Source organism: Ectopseudomonas composti, assembly GCF_900115475.1.
In the GTDB taxonomy this organism is placed as follows: domain Bacteria; phylum Pseudomonadota; class Gammaproteobacteria; order Pseudomonadales; family Pseudomonadaceae; genus Aquipseudomonas; species Aquipseudomonas composti.
The window spans coordinates 106,812-126,511 of sequence record NZ_FOWP01000016.1; the positions used below are offsets into that span (position 1 = coordinate 106,812).

A 19,700-nucleotide genomic window follows, 5' to 3' on the forward strand; every position below is an offset into this window, starting at 1 on the left:
GGAGCCTGCCTTGATCAGCATCCCCAAGTCCGAATATGCCCGTCGGCGCAAGGCGCTGATGGCGCAGATGGAGCCCAACAGCATCGCCATCCTGCCGGCAGCGCCGGTGTATATCCGCAACCGCGACGTCGAGCACGTCTATCGTCAGGACAGCGATTTCCAGTACCTCACCGGCTTCCCCGAGCCGGAAGCGGTGATGGCGCTGATCCCCGGTCGCGAGCATGGTGAATATGTGCTGTTCTGCCGTGAACGTGATCCCGAGCGCGAGCTGTGGGACGGATTGCGCGCCGGTCAGGACGGTGCGATCAAGCATTTCGGCGCCGACGATGCCTTCCCCATCGGCGATATCGACGACATCCTTCCCGGGCTGATCGAAGGTCGCGAGCGCGTCTATTACGCCATCGGTTGCAACCAGGAGTTCGATCATCGGTTGATGGAGTGGGTCAACCACATCCGTGCCAAGGCCCGCCAGGGTGCGACACCGCCGAACGAGTTCGTCGCCCTCAATCACCTGCTGCACGACATGCGCCTGTACAAGTCGGCCGCCGAGGTGAAGGTGATGAAGGAGGCTGCCGAGATCAGTGCGCGCGCCCACATCCGCGCGATGCAGGCGAGCCGCGCCGGCCTGTTCGAATATCACCTGGAAGCCGAGCTGGATTATGAGTTCCGCAAGGGCGGGGCGAAGATGCCTGCCTACGGCAGCATCGTCGCCGCTGGTCGCAACGCCTGCATCCTGCACTACCGTGAGAACGATGCGGCGCTCAAGGACGGTGATCTGGTGTTGATCGATGCCGGTTGCGAGATCGACTGCTACGCCAGCGATATCACTCGTACCTTCCCGGTCAGCGGCACGTTTTCTCCCGAGCAGAAGGCCATCTACGAGTTGGTGCTGAAGGCCAACGAGGAGGCGTTCAAGTTCATCGCTCCAGGCAAACACTGGAACGAGGCTCATGAGGCCACGGTGCGCGTGATCACTGCCGGGTTGGTCGAACTGGGCCTGCTAGAGGGTGACGTCGACGAGCTGATCGCCAGCGAAGCCTACAAACCCTTCTATATGCACCGCGCCGGCCACTGGCTGGGCATGGACGTGCATGACGTCGGCGACTACAAGGTCGGCGGCGAATGGCGCGTGCTGGAGGTCGGCATGGCGATGACCGTGGAGCCGGGCATTTATATCGCCGTCGACAACGACAAAGTCGCCAAGAAGTGGCGCGGCATCGGCGTGCGCATCGAAGACGACGTGGTGGTGACCCGCAAGGGTTGCGAGATTCTCACCAATGGCGTGCCCAAGACCGTTGCCGAGATCGAGGCACTGATGGCTGCCGCGCGTAGCGAGGCGGCCTGAGGCCATGTCGCGCGTACAGCTGGCCATTATCGGCGGCGGCCTGGTCGGTGCCAGCCTGGCGCTGGCCCTGCAGGAAACGGCGCGCCAGCGTGGCTGGCGCATCGCCCTGATCGAACCCTTCGCCCCGGGCAGTGAGTACCAGCCCAGCTACGATGCGCGTTCCACCGCGCTGTCCTACGGCAGTCGGCTGATCTACGAGCGCCTCGGCCTGTGGCAGAGCATCGCCAAGCGTGCCGAGCCGATTCAGCAGATTCATGTTTCCGACCGTGGCCGCTTCGGTGCCGCGCGCTTGCAGGCCATCGAGGAAGGTGTGCCGGCGCTCGGCTACGTGGTGGAGAACGCCTGGATCGGCCACTGCCTGTGGCAGGCGCTGGATGCGGACGTGATCGAATGGCGCTGCCCGGCTGAAGTGGTCGGTATGCAGCGCCTGGATGAAGGCTATCGCCTGGCGCTGAACGACGAAACCTGCCTCGACTGCGACCTGGCGATTCTCGCCGATGGTGGGCGTTCCGGTTTGCGTGAGCAGCTCGGTATCGTCGTCAACGTCAAACCTTATGGGCAGAGCGCGCTGATCGCCAACGTCAGCCCCTTGGAGGCGCATCGTGGCCAGGCTTTCGAGCGCTTCACCGATGACGGCCCGATGGCCATGTTGCCGTTGAGTGACAATCGCTGTGCGCTGGTGTGGACGCGCGCTGCCGCCGACGCCGAGCGCTTGTTGCGCGTCAGCGAGGCGAGCTTTCTCGGCGAGTTGCAGCAGGCTTTCGGCTACCGTCTGGGCGCCTTGCAGCAGGTCGGTGCGCGGCACCTTTATCCGCTGAGCCTGGTCGAGGCACAGGAACAGGTGCGAGCGCACCTGGTGGTGCTCGGCAACGCGGCTCACAGCCTGCATCCGATTGCCGGCCAGGGCTATAACCTGTCGTTGCGCGACACGCTGGCGCTGGCCGAGGTGCTGATCACCAGCGACGCGCCGTTGGGCGATTTCGCCACCCTGCAGCGTTATCAGCAGCGCCAGCAGCTCGATCAACACATGACTGTTGGCTTCTCCGACCAGGTGACGCGCCTGTTCAGCAACGCGCAACCGCTGCTGACTGCCGGGCGTAACCTGGGCCTGCTCGGCCTCGACCTGCTGCCGCCGGCCAAGCGCTGGTTTGCCCGGCAGGCCATGGGTATGGGGACCCGCAATCTATGACCCGCCCCGTAGGGTGTGCCGTGCGCACCAAGCGGACGCCATGGTGCGCACAGCGCACTCTAAGGTTTAAGGAATGATATGCGCGCGGATCTGATCATCGTCGGCGCCGGTATGGTCGGCAGCACTCTGGCCTTGGCGCTGGAACATAGTGGCCTGGACATCCTGATCGTTGATGGCAGCTCGCTGAGTGTGGCGCCGTTCGATGCGCAGGCAGCGTTCGAGCCACGCGTCAGTGCGTTGTCGATGGCCAGCCAGCGCATTCTCGAGCGCCTGGGTGTCTGGCCGGGTATCGCTGCGCGGCGTGCCTGCCCCTATGGTGAGATGCGCGTGTGGGACGGCTCCGGTACTGGCAGCATTCACTTCGCGGCCGCCAGTGTGCATGCGCAGACGCTCGGCCATATCGTCGAGAATCGCGTGGTGCAGGACGCGCTGCTGGAGCGCCTGCACGACAGCCAGATCGGTCTGTTGCCTGGCGCGCGCCTGGAGCAGTTGCGCCGCTCCGGCGACGACTGGCTGCTGACGCTTACCGAGGGCCGTCAACTGCGCGCGCCGCTGCTGGTAGCGGCCGATGGGGCCAATTCCGCAGTGCGCCGCCTGGCCGGTTGCGCCACGCGCGAGTGGGATTACCTGCACCACGCCATCGTCACCAGCGTGCGCTGTGAGCGCCCGCACCAGGCCACCGCCTGGCAGCGTTTCACCGATGACGGTCCGCTGGCTTTTCTGCCGTTGGCTGGGCCTGCCGGCGAGCACTGGTGCTCGATCGTCTGGTCGACCATACCGGTGGAGGCCGAGCGGCTGATGGCGCTGGATGACGAAGCCTTCTGCGCCGAGCTGGGCAAGGCCTTCGAGTCGCGGCGGGGCAAGGTCCTGCATGCTGATCGCCGTCTGTGCATCCCATTACGTCAACGGCATGCCAAGCGTTACGTGGAGCCGGGGCTGGCGCTGATCGGCGATGCTGCGCACACCATCCACCCGTTGGCGGGGCAGGGCGTCAATCTGGGCTTCCTCGATGCGGCGGTGCTGGCCGAGGTGCTGCTGCATGCCGCTATGCGAGGTGAGAGCCTCAGTGAAGAGCGCGTGCTGAGCCGCTACGAGCGTCGGCGCATGCCGCACAACCTGGCGATGATGGCGGCGATGGAGGGCTTCCAGCGTCTGTTCCAGGCCGACCCGTTGCCGTTGCGCCTGCTGCGCAACGTCGGTCTCGATCTGGTCGATGGCCAGGCCGAAGCCAAGGCGCTGTTCGTGCGCCAGGCGCTTGGGCTGGCGGGTGATCTGCCGGAGCTGGCGAGGGCCTGACCAACGCTTTACCTGTCATGGATGAATGAGGAGTGTGCAATGAAGCACCTACTGCAATACCTGGTTGTGGCGGCATTTTCACTTTCTGCGGGCTGCGGCACCATGGTCGGTCGTGGCGGCGCCGCAGAGCCGACGCCAGTGGAGACCTACAAGGGCGTCAACGGCGATCTCCATCTGTTGGGATTGCGCCCAGGCCCCAGTGGTAGCGGCAATGCCGGGGCGGTGATCTGTCTGATTAGCATCGTCTGTCCGCTCATAGTCGTGGTGTCGCTGCCAGTCGATGCGGTAATCGACACGCTGTTGTTGCCGGCAGATCTGCTGGCAGCTCGTGAGCCCGAAAATACCTTGTAATAACTGCTGCGTTTCGCGTTGCTGTTTACGTTGAGAAGGCAAATAACATTCACTACTATTCAGCCACTTTGTAATCCACAAGAGGCTGGTCCTATGAAGGCTCGTAACGCGCTTCTCGCCGCATTCACTCTCAGCACCCTGGCAACTGCCGTCCAGGCTGCCGATGAGGTGGTGGTCTACTCCGCCCGCATCGATGAGCTGATCAAGCCGGTGTTTGACGCCTATACCGAGAAAACCGGGGTCAAGGTGAAGTTCATCACAGACAAGGAAGCCCCGCTGATCGCCCGCCTCAAGGCCGAAGGTGCCAACACCCCGGCCGACCTGCTGATCACCGTCGACGCTGGTAACCTCTGGCAAGCCGAACAGGAAGGCGTACTGCAGCCGACCAAGTCCGACGCCATCGACGCCAACATCCCCGCTCAGTATCGCTCCAGCACCGACAGCTGGACTGGCCTGTCGCTACGTGCACGGACCATTTTCTACTCCACCGAGCGCGTCAAGCCGGAAGAGCTGTCCACCTACGAAGCTCTGGCCGACAAGAACTGGGAAGGCCGCCTGTGCCTGCGCACCAGCAAGAAGGTCTACAACCAGTCGCTGACCGCCACCCTGATCGAAGCCCATGGCGCCGAGAAGACCGAGGAAATCATCAAGGGTTGGGTCAACAACCTGGCCACCGATGTATTCGCCGATGACACCGCGCTGCTGCAAGCCATCGATGCCGGCCAGTGCGACGTGGGCATCACCAATACCTACTACTACGGCCGCCTGCACAAGCAGAACCCGGATCTGAAAGTAAAACCGTTCTGGCCGAACCAGGCTGACCGTGGCGTGCACGTCAACCTGGCCGGTGCCGGTGTGACCAAGCATGCACCGCATGCCGAGCAGGCCAAGAAGCTGCTGGAGTGGATGACCACCCCGGATGCGCAGAGCATCTTCGCCGGCGTCAACCAGGAATACCCGGCCAACCCTGCGGTGAAACCGTCCGCTGAGGTGGCTTCCTGGGGCACCTTCAAGGCCGATACGGTGGCCACTGAAGTGGCGGGCAAGCGTCAGGCTGAAGCAACCATGTTGATGGATCGCGCCGGCTGGCAGTAAAGGAGATCGTACCCACGCTCCGGCGTGGGTACGTCACCAGTGACGCTCCGCGTCATGTCTGTTGGCTTTTGACGCTGGAGCGTCGAACGCTGCATTCCCACGCGGAGCGTGGGAACGATCATGATCCACGCCGCTGCCGTTATACTGCGACGCCCCGCCTAGCCGGGGCGTCGTCATTTCCGTAGTCGAGGAATCCGCGTGCCGCATCCCGTCCAGCGTCGCTGGTACCCCATCGTCCTTGCCGTCGCCGTTCTGGTGCTGATGCCATTGTCGGTGCTGCTGCTGAGCTGGCACGAGGTGGATCAGCAGATCTGGGCGCACCTGTGGCAGACGCAGATGGCGCGCCTGATCGGTAACACGCTGACGCTGGTGATCGGTGTCGGTGTGGGGGTGACGCTGCTGGGGGTGAGTCTGGCCTGGCTCACCAGCCTCTGCGAGTTCCCGGGTCGGCGCTGGCTGGACTGGGCGCTGATGTTGCCTTTTGCCATTCCGGCCTATGTGCTGGCGTTCGTCTTCGTCGGGCTGCTGGACTTCGCCGGGCCTGTGCAGACGCTGTTGCGCGAATGGTTCGGCAGCGGCCTGCGTCTGCCACGGGTGCGCTCCACCGGCGGCGTGATCATCGTGCTGGTGCTGGTGTTCTATCCCTACGTCTATCTGCTCGCCCGTGGCGCCTTCCTGGCCCAGGGCAAGGGTTTGATGGAGGCGGCGCGGGTACTCGGCCAGAGCCCCTGGCAGGCGTTCTGGCGTGTGGCGTTGCCCATGGCGCGGCCGGCCATCGGTGCCGGCCTGGCGCTGGCGATCATGGAAACCCTGGCCGATTTCGGCGCAGTGTCGGTGTTCAATTTCGACACCTTCACCACGGCGATCTACAAGACCTGGTACAGCTTCTACAGCCTGACCAGTGCCACACAGCTGGCCAGCCTGCTTCTGTTAGCCGTGGCTCTGGTGCTCTACGGCGAGCGCCGTGCTCGCGGCGCCGCGCGGCCAGCCAATGAGCGGCCACGCGGCAAGGCGCTGTATCACCTGCGTGGCTGGAAGGCCTTCGCCGCCAGCGCCTGGTGCTGCCTGGTGTTCGCCTGTGCCTTCGTCATTCCGCTGCTGCAACTGCTGGCGTGGTTCTGGCAGCGCGGTCGTTTCGATCTTGACGAGCGTTACGCCGGGCTGATCCTGCATACCCTGTACCTGGGCGGCATGGCGGCGCTGATCACCGTCAGTGTGGCCATGTTGCTGGCCTTCGCTCGTCGCCAGGCGCCGAATCGCGGCGTGCGCTTCGGTGTGGCGCTGGGCAACATCGGTTATGCCTTGCCGGGCTCGGTGCTGGCAGTGGCGATCATGTTGGCGTTCAGCTTCCTCGACCGCGAGCTGGTGATTCCGCTGTCCACGGCACTGGGCGGCGCCGGTAAACCGCTGCTGATGGGCAGTCTGACGGCGCTATTGGTGGCCTACCTGATTCGCTTCATGGCAGTGGCCTTTGGGCCGCTGGAGACCAGCCTGGCGCGTATCCGCCCGTCGTTGCCTGAGGCGTCCCGCAGCCTCGGCGTCGGTGGCTTCGGACTGTTCTTCAAGGTTTATTTGCCGCTGCTGTTGCCGGGTACCTTGTCAGCCGCGCTGCTGGTGTTCGTCGATGTGCTCAAGGAGATGCCGGCGACTCTGCTGATGCGTCCGTTCGGTTGGGACACGCTGTCGGTGCGAGTCTTCGAAATGACCAGCGAAGGTGAATGGGCGCGCGCCGCGCTGCCAGCCCTGACGCTGGTGCTGGTCGGCCTGTTGCCGGTGATTCTGCTGATCCGGCGTTCGGCTCGCAGTTTCGGTTGATCAAGACAACGCTGTAGGGCGGGTGCAACCCGCCAGTGTCGGGGTATGGCGGGTTGTACCCGCCCTACGACCTGAAGCCAGGATGACCCCCCGGACGCATGCGGCTACAATGCGCGCCATTCGCGAGTCGGGGTAACCCGACAGGACTCATCTAGAAGCGTAGCCGACGACTGCATGGATGCAGGAGGTAGAGCGAAGCAGGATGCTCGAGCCGAGGCAGCCAGTGCAACGCAGCAATGGCAACGCAGGTAGCTTCTAGGGGTCTGAATCGCTTCGCCAAGCCCGGAAGGAGATAACCCATGGGACAGCGCACCCCCCTCTATGACCTGCACCTGGCACTGGGGGCCAAAATGGTGGATTTCGGCGGCTGGGACATGCCGCTGCACTACGGTTCGCAAGTGGAGGAGCATCATCAGGTGCGCCGCGAGTGCGGCGTGTTCGACGTCTCGCACATGTGCGTGGTGGACGTGAGTGGCAGCCAGGCGCAGGCCTATCTGCAGCGCTTGCTGGCCAACGACGTAGCCTGCCTGCAGAGCCCCGGCAAGGCGCTGTACAGCGCGATGCTCAATGAGCAGAGCGGCGTGATCGACGACCTGATCGTCTACCTCACTGAAGGCGGCTACCGCCTCGTGGTCAACGCCGGCACCCGTGACAAGGACCTGGCGTGGATGCACGCCCAGGCCGCTGACTTCGACGTGGATCTGCGGGAGCGCCGCGACCTGGCGATGCTCGCCATCCAGGGGCCCAAGGCGCGTGCACGTGTTTGCGAACTGCTGAGCCAGGCCCGTGCGGCGCTTATCCATGAGCTCAAACCATTCCAGGGGCTGCCCGAGGGCGACTGGTTCATCGCCCGCACCGGTTATACCGGCGAAGACGGTTTGGAAATCATGCTGCCGGTGACCGAGGTGGTGTCCTTGCTCAACGATCTGGTCGGTGCCGGTATCTCACCCATTGGCCTCGGCGCCCGTGACACCTTGCGCCTGGAGGCCGGCATGAATCTCTATGGCCAGGACATGGATGAACAGGTCAGCCCGTTGGCCGCCAACATGGCCTGGACCATCGCCTGGGAGCCTGCCGAGCGCGACTTCATCGGTCGCCCGGTGTTGGAGGCGCAGCGCGCTACGGGTTGCCCGAGCAAGCTGGTGGGCCTGGTGCTGGAGGAGCGCGGCGTGCTGCGCGCCCACCAGGTGGTGCGTGTCAATGGCATTGGCGAGGGCGAGATCACCAGTGGCAGCTTCTCGCCTACGCTGAACAAATCCATCGCGTTGGCGCGGGTGCCGGCAGCGACCGGGGACCGTGCCGAAGTGGAGATCCGCGGCAAGTGGTACCCGGTGCGAGTGGTCAAACCGAGCTTCGTGCGTCACGGCAAAACCCTTATCTGAATCATCAGGTCGCGGTGCTGGCTTCTCCTGGCGCCGCGGCCTGCTAAATTGTCCTGACGGCCCACTTGCCGTTACCGTTTACGAGGAATCAAACATGAGCAATATCCCCGCCGATCTGCGTTATGCCGCCAGCCACGAGTGGGCTCGCCTGGAAGCTGACGGTAGCGTGACCGTGGGCATTTCCGACCACGCCCAGGAAGCCCTCGGTGATGTGGTGTTCATCGAACTGCCGGAAATCGGCAAGCAGCTGAATGCGGGTCAGGAAGCCGGCGTGGTGGAGTCGGTCAAGGCTGCCTCTGACATCTACGCACCGGTTGGCGGCGAAGTGATCGCCATCAACGACGCGCTGGCCGATAGCCCGGAAAGCGTCAACAGCGACCCGTACGGCAGCTGGTTCTTCAAGCTCAAGCCGAGCGACACCAGCGAGCTGGACAAGCTGCTGGACGCTGCTGCCTATCAGGCTGCTGCTGACGCCGACGCCTGATTTGCGTCGATCTGCAGAAAACCCGCTTCGGCGGGTTTTCGCGTTTCTAGCGTAGGGCGGGTGTAACCCGCCAATCACCCTGGCGGGTTGCACCCGTCCTACGGCTTGTCGCCATTTACACCTTCATTCAATACAATATATAAAAATACATATTGTATTAAATGAAGGTGTCCCATGGCTGAGTCCATCGATATCCAGCAACTACGCGCCAATGCCGATGCGGCCGGGCAACTGCTCAAGGCGCTGGCCAATCCGGATCGTCTGCTGCTGCTTTGCCAGCTGTCGCAGGGTGAGCGCAATGTCAGCGAACTGGAGACCTTGCTCGGTATCCAGCAACCGACGCTGTCCCAGCAACTGGCGGTGCTGCGCCGCGAGGGGCTGGTGGAAACCCGCCGCGACGGCAAGCAGATCTTCTATCGCATCAGCAGTCCGGCGGCGCTGGCGGTGATCGAGACGCTCTACCGTCTGTTCTGCGAGGGCCGGCAATGAGTATCGACTGGGTTAATTTCACGCCTTGGAGCGCCCTCGCTGGTGGCGCGTTGATCGGCCTGGCGGCGTCCGTGTTCGCCCTGGCCAATGGTCGTGTGGCCGGTATCAGTGGCTTGCTCGGCAGCTTGCTGCAGCGCGGGGGCGAAGAGCGTGGCGAGAAGGGCGCCTTTATCCTGGGGCTGCTGCTGGCGCCGCTGCTCTGGGGGATTTCCGCCGACTTGCCAGCGATTCACTTCGAGACCGGTAGCCTGGGGCTGATCGTGGCCGGCGTACTGGTCGGTGTCGGCACCCGCTACGGTTCGGGCTGCACCAGTGGCCATGGCGTCTGCGGTATTTCCCGCCTGTCACCGCGTTCGTTGGCGGCGACTTTGTGCTTCATGGCGGCGGGTTTCGCCACGGTATTTGTCCTGCGTCATCTGTTGCGAGGTTGAACATGGCCAGACTCAGTGCATTCGTTTGCGGCCTGCTGTTTGGCCTCGGCCTGTTGCTGGCGGGCATGGCCGACCCCGGCAAGGTGCTGGCCTTCCTCGATCTGGCCGGTCACTGGGACCCGTCGCTGGCGCTGGTGATGGCTGGTGCGATTGGCGTAGCGGCGTTGCCGTTGAACCTGGCGCAACGGCGCGGCAAAGCCCTGCTCGGTGGCGCCATGCAGTTGCCGACGCGACGCGATCTGGATGCGCGGCTGATCGGCGGTAGCCTGTTGTTCGGCGTCGGCTGGGGCATCGCCGGCATCTGTCCGGGGCCGGCCTTGGCCGTCCTGCTGACCGGGCACTGGCAGGCGGCGCTGTTCGTGGCGGCGATGCTTGCCGGAATGCTGATCTTTACCGCGCTGGAGGGCCGGCGCGGGCGTTGACCTGGACAACCTCGATGAACGCCAATGTTGGAACGCTGGACCGTAGCTTGCGCATCGCCGCAGGGCTGATCCTCATCGCGCTGAGCCTGGCCGGTGTCATCGGCCTGTGGGGCTGGATCTGCGTGGTGCCGCTGGCCACCGGTATCTTCCGCTTCTGCCCGGCTTATCCGCTGCTGGGGATCAATACCTGCAAGATGAAGTGAAGCCTGTGCGCCTGTGCAGGTGAACGAAAACGCCCGGCACAGGCCGGGCGTTTTCATGGTTACTTCTACATCGAGCCATCAGGTTCAGGCACCTTGCGGCGCCGGTTGCTGCTGGGTGATGCAGTGGATATTGCCGCCGCCCAGGAGAATCTCGCGGCCCGGCACCATCACCACGCGATGCTCGGGGAAGATGCGCTGGAGGATGGCGCGGGCTTCTTCGTCCTTCGGATCATCGAAGCTCGGCGCGACGATGCCGCCGTTGACGATGAGGAAGTTGACGTAGGAGCCGGCCAGGCGTACTTCCGGGCTGCGCTCTTGGCTGCCATCGACGATGTCGACACCCGCACACTCTTCGGCAGTGGCATGAATCGGGCCGGGAATCGGCATCTTGTGCACGGTCAGCTGACGGCCCTTGGCATCGCGCGCGTTTTCCAGCACGCGCATGGCGGCCTGGCAGCGCGGGTAGTTGGGGTCGTTCGCATCGTCGGTCCAGGCCAGCAGCACTTCGCCGGGGCGCACGTAGCAGCAGAAGTTGTCGATGTGGCCGTCGGTCTCGTCGTTGTACAGGCCGTCCGGCAGCCAGATCACCGTGTCGATGGCCAGATGCTCGCGTAACACGGCTTCGATCTCTTCACGGGTCAGGTGCGGGTTGCGGTTCTTGTTCAGCAGGCACTCTTCGGTGGTGATCAGGGTGCCTTCGCCATCGACATGGATCGAGCCACCTTCGAGCACGAAGCCTTCGGTGCGGTAGCGCTTGCAGCCTTCGATCTCGAGAATCTTGCGTGCCACCTGGTCGTCACGCAGCCATGGCCAGTACAGACCGCCATCGAAACCGCCCCAGGCATTGAATGCCCAGTCCACACCGCGCACTTCGCCGTTGGCGTTGGTGACGAAGGTCGGGCCGGTGTCGCGTACCCAGGCGTCATCGGTGGTGATTTCCACCAGGCGAATGTTGGCGTCGTCCAGGCGCGCGCGGGCGTTCTCGTACTGCGCCGCAGATACGCAGACGGTTACCGGTTCGAACTGGGCAATGGCCTTGGCCACGGCGGCGAATGCGGCCTGCGCCGGCTTGCCGCCATTGCGCCAGTTGTCCGGGCGCTCGGGCCAGACCATCCAGGTCTGGCTGTGCGCTGCCCACTCGGCGGGCATGTGGAAACCATCGGCGCGTGGCGTGGTGTTCAGCGTGGTCATATTTCGCTTCCGTAGGGTGCGCCATGCGCACCGGCAAAGTGTTTGAAGGGCTAGGTGCGCACAGCGCACCCTACGGGATCGACGGTGTTTTGCCGTCGAGCGTGGAAAGCGGCCAGTATAGGTTCGGCCGACGATCACGGAATACACCCCAGGCCGTACGCACCTTCTCCAGCGCGGTCAGATCGAAGCTGTGCAGCAGAATGCCTTCCTCGGTCTGGTTCAGCTCCTCGACTTTCTCGCCGAACTGGTTGGCGATGAACGAGCTGCCGTAGAAGGTGATGTCGTAACCGTCCTGCTCCTCGCGGCCAATGCGGTTGCTGGCCACCAGTGGCATCAGGTTGGCACCGGCATGACCTTGCTGCACACGTTGCCAGTGCTCGCGCGAACTGATGCTGGCATCGTGCGGTTCGCTGCCGATGGCGGTCGGGTAGAAGAGGATTTCCGCACCCATCAGGGCCATGCTGCGCGCGCACTCCGGGAACCACTGGTCCCAGCAGATGCCCACGCCAATACGCGCGTAAGCGGTGTCCCAGACCTTGAAGCCAGTATCGCCGGGGTTGAAATAGTACTTCTCGTGATAGCCGGGGCCATCGGGGATATGGCTTTTTCGATAAATCCCGAGGTTCGTGCCGTCGGCGTCGATGATGGCGATACTGTTGAAGCGGGCGCGACCGGCGCGTTCGAAGAAGCTGATCGGCAGTACCACCTTCAACTCTGCGGCAACTTTCTGAAAGTGTGCGATGGCCGGATTTTCTTCTGCGGTGGTGGCCAGCTGGGTGTAGTCGGCGTTCGGCTTCTGGCAGAAGTAGGGCGCCTCGAACAGCTCCTGGATCAGGATGATCTGCGCGCCCTGGGCGGCGGCCTGGCGTACCAGCTTCTCGGCATTGGCAATGTTCGCGGGGGTATCCCAGGAGCAGGCCATCTGGGTCGCAGCGACGGTAACGATACGGGACATAAAGCACCTCTTGGCTGGTTCGCAGGCCTGTCCGGATTCGCCGGAGGCCTTTTCGGAGTGCCATGGCTGTACATCGACCAGGGCGGGATGGTCGATTTATATTCGATAAATATCGATATTAGAAGGTGTTATTTGTCGGATCTTTGAAATTAATTCGATTTTTATCGTATTTATGAGCCGGAAAACCGTAGGGCGTCGCGGGGCCGTCTAGGTTGTGTGAATCAGACTCCGGTTGTCGATGCGTCAGCGGTGCACCCTAGGAGATAAGCGGAGTGGTCCGTTTCGGCAGGGCTGCGGGCAGGTAGAGGCCCAGATAAGCGTCGAAAACGCGCATGCCTTCTTCGGCCAGGCGTGGAGTGATCTCTCCGTGCAGTTGCACGGAGCGGGCATAGACGCGGTCGCCCAGGGACATGGCCAGGGTAAATACGTCGATATCCATCGGCAATTGCGGCAGGGGGAAGTGTCGTTCGAACAGCGCTCGCATCAATCGACCCAGTTCCAGATCGTGCTGGTGGTCGGCCTGGGTCACCTCGGCCAGGCCATGCTGCGCCAGGATCAGTTGGCGAGCGGCGGCGTCCTCGGCGTAGATGCTCAGCATGCGCTGTTCAACCAGGCGCGAGAGATCGTGCCAGGTGCGCAATGCCGCGTGGTCGACCGGCTCCAGCAGGCTGCCGCGAAAGGCCGCATGCACGTCGGCGGTCAGCCCTTCGAGCAGGGCCGGCACGCTGGCGAAGAAGTGGTACACCGACGACGGTGGAATACCCGCGCGCTCGGCCACCGTGTAGATCGACAGGTTGGCCATGCCTTGCTCGGCCAGCAGTTCGCGGGCGGCGCTGAGGATGACGGCGATGCGGGCTTGGCTGCTGGCGCGCGGCTTGCGGGGGCTGGCGGGGCGCGACATGGCGGGGCTCCTCGTGGGTCGAGGCGCTATTGGACGTCAGCAGGTGGCGGCGAGGCAAGCCTCGCCGCACAACCCTCAACTACCGTCGCGGAACCGCTGCCAGACGTTGCTGCGCACTTGTGCGTGTTTCTCCGACAGCACTTCCAGTGGATACAGGCGGCGCTTGGTGTCCTGATCCGGGTACAGGCCGGGTTGTGCCAGCAGGGCGCTGTCGATGAATTGCGCCGAGTCGGCATTGCCGTTGGGGTAGAGCGTCTCGGCGGTGATCTGGGCGATCACCTGCGGCTGCATCAGGTAGTCGATGAAGCGGTGGGCGAGATCCGGGCGGGCGGCGTTAGCGGGAATCACCAGGTTGTCGATGAACAATACCGAGCCTTCATCCGGCACCACGAAGCTGACCGGTTGGCCGGCCTGCGCCGCGGCGAGGGCGTCACCGACCCAGGCCATGGCCAGGCACAGGCGACCGTTGTTGAGATCTTCGATATAGCGCTCGCTGTCGACGTAGCGCAGGTTCGGGCGCAGTGCTTCGAGCACGTTGCCGGCGCGTTCGATGCGGCTCGGCGCGCTGCGAGCGAGGCTGCGGCCCTGGTAGTTGAGCAGCAGTGACAGGGTTTCATCCGGCGCATCCAGCACGCTGATGCCGCAGCTGGCCAGGCGCTTGCTCTGCTCGGCGTCGAACAGCAGGCTCCAGCTATGCGGCAGCGGCCCGCCATAGGCGGCCTCGGCCTGTGGCGTGTTGATTGCCAGGCCGACCGCGCCCCACAGGTAAGGCACGGCGTGACGATTCTGTGGGTCGACCGCAGCCAGCTTGCTCAGCAACTGCTTATCCAGATGCGTGCGGTTGGGCAGCAGGTTGAAATCCAGCGGACGGATTCGACCGCTGGCGATCAGTCCTGGCAGGTCATTGTGCGAAGGGACGGCGATATCGATGGGTTGGCCGCTGCTCAGGGCAGCGCCCAGCTCTTCTGCGCTAGCGAAGGTGTGGTACTCGACCTCGATGCCGGTGTCGCGGGTGAAGTTTTCCAGTACCTGCGGCGCGATGTAGTCGTTCCAGTTGTAGACCCTAATGCTGTCGGCGGCCTGGGCCAGGCTGGAGATCAGGCCTAGCAGGACGGCGGCAAAAACGCGTTGCATGAGTAGCTCCCCGATGGATGAAGGCAACAGTATCCGGTGGCCCTGGCCGCCGGAGGTTGATTCATGTCAGCGGAATCGCCGTGCGGCGCGCCGCTGGCCCCGGCGCAGAGCGCTGGAGCAGGCAGTTGGCAGGCAAAAAGAAGCCGGCTCTGTGGCCGGCTTTCTCGGTGTTACACGGTATGCAGGTACCAGTTGTACTCGAGGTCGGAGATGGTGGTCTCGAACTCCTCCAGCTCGGCTTCCTTACACGCGACGAAGATGTCGATGTACTTGGGATCGATGTACTTGTTCAGCACTTCGCTGTCGTCCAGCTCGCGCAGGGCATCGCGCAGGTTGTTCGGCAGGCTCTGTTCAAGTTGTTCGTAGGAGTTGCCTTCGATCGGCTCTCCTGGCTCGATCTGGTTGGTCAGGCCGTGGTGAATACCGGCGAGGATCGACGCCAGCATCAGGTAGGGATTGGCGTCGGCGCCGGCCACGCGATGTTCGATGCGCACGGCATCCGGGCTGCCGGTGGGGATGCGAACGGCCACAGTACGGTTGTCCAGCGCCCAGCTTGGCGCATTGGGCACGTAGAACTGTGCACCGAAGCGGCGATAGGAGTTGACGTTGGGGCAGAGGAAGGCCATCGACGCGGCCATGGTGTCGAGGATGCCGCCCACGGCATGGCGCAGCGAGGTGTTCTCCAGCGGATCTTCGGCCGCGAAGATGTTCTTGCCGGTCTTCTTGTCGAGCAGCGAGATGTGCACGTGCAGGCCGTTGCCCGCCTGGCCCGGATAGGGCTTGGCCATGAAGGTGGAATCCATCTCATGGTCGTAGGCGATGTTCTTGATCAGGCGCTTGAGCAGCAGCGCGTAGTCGCAGGCCTTGATGGCGTCTTCGACGTGGTGCAGGTTGACCTCGAATTGCGCCGGGGCGCTTTCCTTGACGATGGCGTCGGCCGGGATGTCCTGCTCCTTGGCGGCTTCGAGCATGTCCTGCAGGCAGTCGACGTACTCGTCGAGATCGTCGATCAGGTAGACCTGGGTCGAGTGCGGGCGCTTGCCGGAAATCGGCGAACGTGGCGGTTGCGGACGGCCGTTCACGTTCTCCTGGTCGATCAGGTAGAACTCCAGTTCGAAGGCTGCGCAGATACGCAGGCCCAGTTCGTCGAACTTCTGTACCACCTGGCGCAATACCTCGCGCGGGTCGGCGAAGAAAGGCGTGCCGTCCAGCTCGTGCATGGTCATCAGCAGTTGCGCGGTCGGGCGCTTCTGCCAGGGTTCGTTGCACAGGGTATTGGGGATGGGGAAGCAGATACGGTCGGCGTCGCCGATGTCCAGGCCAAGGCCTGTGCTTTCGACGGTGGAGCCGTTGATGTCGAGTGCAAAGAGCGAGGCCGGCAGGTTGATACCTTTCTCGTACACCTTGTGAAGGGCGTTTCGATCGATGCGCTTGCCACGCACCACACCATTCATATCTGCAATAAGAAGGTCGACGAACTGGACCTCGGGATGTTCCTTGAGGAACGCGTTCGCTTCGTTAAGCTGAACGGCACGCGGGGGTACCGACATGATGCAACACCTTTTTGTTAAATATATCAATCATGCGACTGCATGGGTGTGAGTCAATCCGAAACGCACTTTACTGTCAAGCTGGCTCAATAGTGCCCTGTAGTGGGGCGTGATGGCCAATTTTGGGGCGTTTCAAGGCCTTTCAGGGTGCTCCAGGCGTTGATCTTTCAGGGTGCTCAGTGGGGTGTGTTCAATTTTTTACAGAGCTATTGTGTAAAAAAATGAACAAGGCTAAGCTCGGTTCAAACCCATAACAGCAATAATACGGGTGCCTCATGTTTTGCCTGCCGACCATCGGCGTCAGCGCTTGTGCCAGAATCACCGATCACGCTACCCCTGTCCTCGTTCGCGAGGTGGGCCTGCGCATCATGCGGGCTCCAGCGGTAGGCATGCCTGGCGGCGCGGCAATACAGCGGTCTATTTCCCCTGCGGCATCATCGCCGCTCGGCCTGTGCCATCAGGCTTTTCGTTCACCCAATACCCTGCACGATAGCGTAGCTGGCTGCGCAGCGCTCTTTGCTGTGCGCGCTGGCTCGCGTCCTGCAGTAGCGAAATCCTTCGCCGGTTCTGTCGGGTTCGCGCTATGTCGCGACCTAGAGGCTTCGCGATCGACTGGCAAGGGTGGGCGATTTTCTTTCGGTGAAGTGCAACGCCGGGTGTCGGAGGTGTCGCACCCCTAGTAGCATCCACCCGAATATCTCGCCTTCTTCCAGGCCTTTGGTGAGGCTTGCAGGGAGAAGGCGGGGCAACGCTGAACCAGCTATAACCCTAGTTGGTTCTACAACCCTGAGGTCTCTATGAGTACCAAGTTAGACCAGCTCACGAGCTGGCTGAAAGAACGCAAAATCACCGAAGTCGAATGCCTGATCAGCGACCTGACCGGCATTGCTCGCGGCAAGATCTCGCCGACCAACAAGTTCCTCGACGAGAAGGGCATGCGCCTCCCAGAGAGCGTGCTGCTACAGACCGTGACTGGCGACTACGTCGAGGACGACATCTATTACGACCTGCTGGACGAGGCGGACATCGATATGTTCTGCCGTCCAGACGCCAACGCCGTTTTCGTCGTGCCCTGGGCCATCGAGCCCACTGCCATGGTGATCCACGACACCTTCGACAAGCAGGGCAACCCCATTGAGCTGTCGCCGCGCAACATCCTCAAGAAAGTGTTGCAGATGTATGCCGACAAAGGCTGGAAACCCATCGTCGCGCCAGAGATGGAGTTCTACCTGACCAAGCGCAACAGTGACCCGGATTTCCCGCTGGTGGCGCCGGTAGGCCGCTCTGGTCGTCCGGAAACCGGCCGTCAGAGCTTCTCCATCGACGCGGCGAACGAATTCGACCCGCTGTTCGAAGACATGTACGACTGGTGCGAACTGCAAGGCCTGGATCTGGACACCCTGATTCACGAGGAAGGCCCGGCGCAGATGGAAATCAACTTCCGTCACGGTGATGCGCTGCACCTGGCCGACCAGATTCTGGTGTTCAAGCGCACCATGCGCGAAGCCGCGCTCAAGCATGACGTGGCGGCCACCTTCATGGCCAAGCCGATCACCGACGAGCCGGGCAGCGCCATGCACATTCACCAGAGCGTGGTGGACCTGAAAACCGGCAAGAACATCTTCTCCAACGAAGACGGGACGATGAGCGAGCTGTTCATGCACCACATCGGCGGCCTGCAGAAGTACATCCCCGAGTTGCTGCCGCTGTTCGCGCCGAACGTCAACTCGTTCCGCCGCTTCCTGCCCGATACCTCGGCGCCGGTGAACGTGGAGTGGGGCGAGGAGAACCGCACCGTTGGCCTGCGCGTACCGGAGGCCAGCCCGCAGAACCGTCGTGTGGAAAACCGTCTGGCTGGCGCCGATGCCAACCCTTATCTGGTGCTGGCCGCGACCCTGCTGTGCGGCTACATGGGCATGGTCGGCAACGTCAAGCCGGGCGCCCCGGTCAAGGGCCGTGGTTACGAGCGTCGCAACCTGCGCCTGCCGGTGACCATCGAGAGCGCGCTGGAGCGTATGGAAGCCTGTAAGGACGCCGAGAAATTCCTCGGCGAGAAGTTCATCCGTGGCTATGTCGCGGTCAAGCGTGCCGAGCACGAGAACTTCAAGCGCGTGATCAGCTCCTGGGAACGCGAGTTCCTTCTGCTGTCGGTGTAATGGGCTACCGGCCGCGCCTGGCGCGGCCGCTGCCACGAATCTCTGCGTAGCGCCGCTGGCGCTGCGTGTTAGCAAGGTGTTGGTAATGAACAAGCAAGCGAACAATCCCAAGACTGCCCTGTGGCAGGCCCTGAGCAAGGCCCACCACCTGGCGCCGTTCAGTGATTACAAGCAGTTGGCCGAAAATGGCCCACGCATCATCACCGAGGCCAAGGGCGTGCATTTGTGGGACAGCGAGGGCAACAAGATCCTCGATGGCATGGCCGGCTTGTGGTGCGTGGCCGTTGGCTATGGCCGCGAGGAGCTGGTTGCAGCTGCCGCCAAGCAGATGCTGCAGCTGCCGTTCTACAACACCTTCTTCCAGACTGCCCACCCGCCGGTGCTGGAGTTGGCCCACGCCATTTCCCAGCTGGCGCCGGCCGGCATGAACCATGTGTTCTTCACCGGTTCGGGCTCCGAAGGCAACGACACCATGCTGCGTCTGGTGCGCCACTACTGGGCGTGCGAGGGCCAGCCGAACAAGAAGATCATCATCGGTCGTGACAACGGCTACCACGGCTCCACCGTGGCCGGCGCCAGCCTCGGCGGCATGAAGTTCATGCACGAGCAGGGCGACCTGCCGATTCCCGGCATCGCCCATATCCCGCAGCCGTACTGGTTCGGTGAGGGCGGCGATATGACCCCGGACGCCTTCGGTATCTGGGCTGCTGACCAGCTGGAGAAGAAGATTCTCGAACTGGGTGTGGACAACGTGGCGGCCTTTATCGCCGAGCCGATCCAGGGCGCCGGTGGCGTGATCATTCCGCCGGAAACCTACTGGCCGCGCATCAAGGAAATCCTTGGCAAATACGACATCTTGTTTGTGGCCGATGAAGTGATCTGCGGCTTTGGCCGTACCGGCGAATGGTTCGGCAGCCAGTATTACGATTTGAAACCCGACCTGATGACCATCGCCAAGGGCCTCACCAGCGGCTACGTGCCGATGGGCGGGCTGATCGTCAGCGACAAGGTATTCGAGGTGATCGAGGCGCACGGCGACTTCAACCACGGCTTCACCTATTCCGGCCATCCGGTGGCGGCAGCGGTGGGTCTTGAGAACCTGCGCATTCTCAAGGAAGAAGGCATCGTTGAGCGGGTGAAAGCAGAAACGGCACCGTATTTGCAGAGTCGTCTACGTGAGCTGGCGGATCACCCGCTGGTGGGCGAAGTGCGCGGTGTCGGCATGCTCGGTGCCATCGAATTGGTGCAGGACAAGACGACGCGCAAACGTTATCCGGGTGACAAGGGGGTAGGCATGATCTGCCGCGGCCA

At 63.0% G+C, this 19,700-nt stretch carries 19 protein-coding genes; 14 read left to right on the top strand and 5 right to left on the bottom strand.

What is annotated here, in order from left to right; genetic code table 11:
• Positions 1–10: 10 nt before the first annotated feature.
• The 12 genes from pepP to BM059_RS22680 all read left to right on the top strand — a co-directional run bounded on the left by pepP (position 11) and on the right by BM059_RS22680 (position 10,502).
• Entirely contained in the window at positions 11–1,345 is a 1,335-nt protein-coding gene (pepP, locus tag BM059_RS22625; RefSeq protein ID WP_074941435.1) for a Xaa-Pro aminopeptidase, read from the top strand.
• Between the two features lie 4 nt (positions 1,346–1,349).
• Entirely contained in the window at positions 1,350–2,534 is a 1,185-nt protein-coding gene (gene ubiH / locus BM059_RS22630) for a 2-octaprenyl-6-methoxyphenyl hydroxylase (protein WP_074941436.1), read from the top strand.
• Positions 2,535–2,612: 78 nt separating this feature from the next.
• Positions 2,613–3,830 (top strand): 2-octaprenyl-3-methyl-6-methoxy-1,4-benzoquinol hydroxylase, encoded by a 1,218-nt coding sequence (locus BM059_RS22635; RefSeq protein ID WP_074941437.1) that lies wholly within the window; start codon positions 2,613–2,615, stop codon positions 3,828–3,830.
• Between the two features lie 39 nt (positions 3,831–3,869).
• Positions 3,870–4,181: a YceK/YidQ family lipoprotein gene (locus BM059_RS22640; RefSeq protein WP_036999727.1), complete on the top strand. Its 312-nt coding sequence runs from the start codon at positions 3,870–3,872 to the stop codon at positions 4,179–4,181.
• A 93-nt stretch (positions 4,182–4,274) separates the two neighbouring features.
• A complete protein-coding gene (locus BM059_RS22645) occupies positions 4,275–5,276 on the top strand; it encodes an extracellular solute-binding protein (RefSeq protein ID WP_074941438.1) in 1,002 nt (333 codons plus the stop codon).
• Positions 5,277–5,474: 198 nt separating this feature from the next.
• Complete coding sequence (locus tag BM059_RS22650) at positions 5,475–7,091, top strand: ABC transporter permease (RefSeq protein ID WP_074941439.1); 1,617 nt, start codon at positions 5,475–5,477, stop codon at positions 7,089–7,091.
• Between the two features lie 299 nt (positions 7,092–7,390).
• Positions 7,391–8,473 (top strand): glycine cleavage system aminomethyltransferase GcvT, encoded by a 1,083-nt coding sequence (gene gcvT / locus BM059_RS22655; RefSeq protein ID WP_074941440.1) that lies wholly within the window; start codon positions 7,391–7,393, stop codon positions 8,471–8,473.
• Between the two features lie 94 nt (positions 8,474–8,567).
• On the top strand, positions 8,568–8,957 hold the full coding sequence (gene gcvH, locus BM059_RS22660; protein WP_037005462.1) for a glycine cleavage system protein GcvH: 390 nt from the start codon (positions 8,568–8,570) through the stop codon (positions 8,955–8,957).
• Positions 8,958–9,131: 174 nt separating this feature from the next.
• Entirely contained in the window at positions 9,132–9,446 is a 315-nt protein-coding gene (locus BM059_RS22665) for an ArsR/SmtB family transcription factor (RefSeq protein ID WP_074941441.1), read from the top strand.
• Positions 9,443–9,877, top strand: a complete 435-nt coding sequence (locus BM059_RS22670) for a YeeE/YedE family protein (RefSeq protein WP_074941442.1) — start codon at positions 9,443–9,445, stop codon at positions 9,875–9,877. Before BM059_RS22665 ends, BM059_RS22670 begins: the two co-directional genes overlap by 4 nt.
• A 2-nt stretch (positions 9,878–9,879) precedes the next feature.
• Positions 9,880–10,299 carry a DUF6691 family protein gene (locus BM059_RS22675; RefSeq protein ID WP_074941443.1) on the top strand — a complete coding sequence of 140 codons (420 nt, stop codon included), beginning with the start codon at positions 9,880–9,882 and terminating at the stop codon, positions 10,297–10,299.
• Positions 10,300–10,313: 14 nt separating this feature from the next.
• Positions 10,314–10,502: a YgaP family membrane protein gene (locus BM059_RS22680; RefSeq protein ID WP_074941444.1), complete on the top strand. Its 189-nt coding sequence runs from the start codon at positions 10,314–10,316 to the stop codon at positions 10,500–10,502.
• An 84-nt stretch (positions 10,503–10,586) separates the two neighbouring features.
• Here BM059_RS22680 and aguA read toward each other — a convergent pair whose 3' ends face one another.
• The 5 genes from aguA to BM059_RS22705 form a co-directional block, all read right to left on the bottom strand.
• Positions 10,587–11,693: an agmatine deiminase gene (aguA, locus tag BM059_RS22685; RefSeq protein WP_074941445.1), complete on the bottom strand. Its 1,107-nt coding sequence runs from the start codon at positions 11,691–11,693 to the stop codon at positions 10,587–10,589.
• A 70-nt stretch (positions 11,694–11,763) separates the two neighbouring features.
• Complete coding sequence (gene aguB / locus BM059_RS22690; RefSeq protein ID WP_074941446.1) at positions 11,764–12,648, bottom strand: N-carbamoylputrescine amidase; 885 nt, start codon at positions 12,646–12,648, stop codon at positions 11,764–11,766.
• A 256-nt stretch (positions 12,649–12,904) separates the two neighbouring features.
• Complete coding sequence (locus BM059_RS22695) at positions 12,905–13,549, bottom strand: TetR/AcrR family transcriptional regulator (RefSeq protein ID WP_074941447.1); 645 nt, start codon at positions 13,547–13,549, stop codon at positions 12,905–12,907.
• 75 nt (positions 13,550–13,624) lie between these two features.
• Positions 13,625–14,683, bottom strand: a complete 1,059-nt coding sequence (locus tag BM059_RS22700; RefSeq protein WP_074941448.1) for a polyamine ABC transporter substrate-binding protein — start codon at positions 14,681–14,683, stop codon at positions 13,625–13,627.
• 170 nt (positions 14,684–14,853) lie between these two features.
• The gene (locus BM059_RS22705; RefSeq protein WP_037005453.1) at positions 14,854–16,233 is read right to left on the bottom strand and encodes a glutamine synthetase family protein; all 1,380 of its coding nucleotides are present in this window, start codon (positions 16,231–16,233) and stop codon (positions 14,854–14,856) included.
• A gap of 797 nt (positions 16,234–17,030) precedes the next feature.
• On the opposite strand from BM059_RS22705, the gene BM059_RS22710 reads away from it, so the two are divergent.
• Entirely contained in the window at positions 17,031–18,389 is a 1,359-nt protein-coding gene (locus tag BM059_RS22710; protein ID WP_037005452.1) for a glutamine synthetase family protein, read from the top strand.
• A gap of 85 nt (positions 18,390–18,474) precedes the next feature.
• The coding region (locus BM059_RS22715) for an aspartate aminotransferase family protein (RefSeq protein WP_074941449.1) at positions 18,475–19,700 on the top strand (1,226 nt) is incomplete at its 3' end.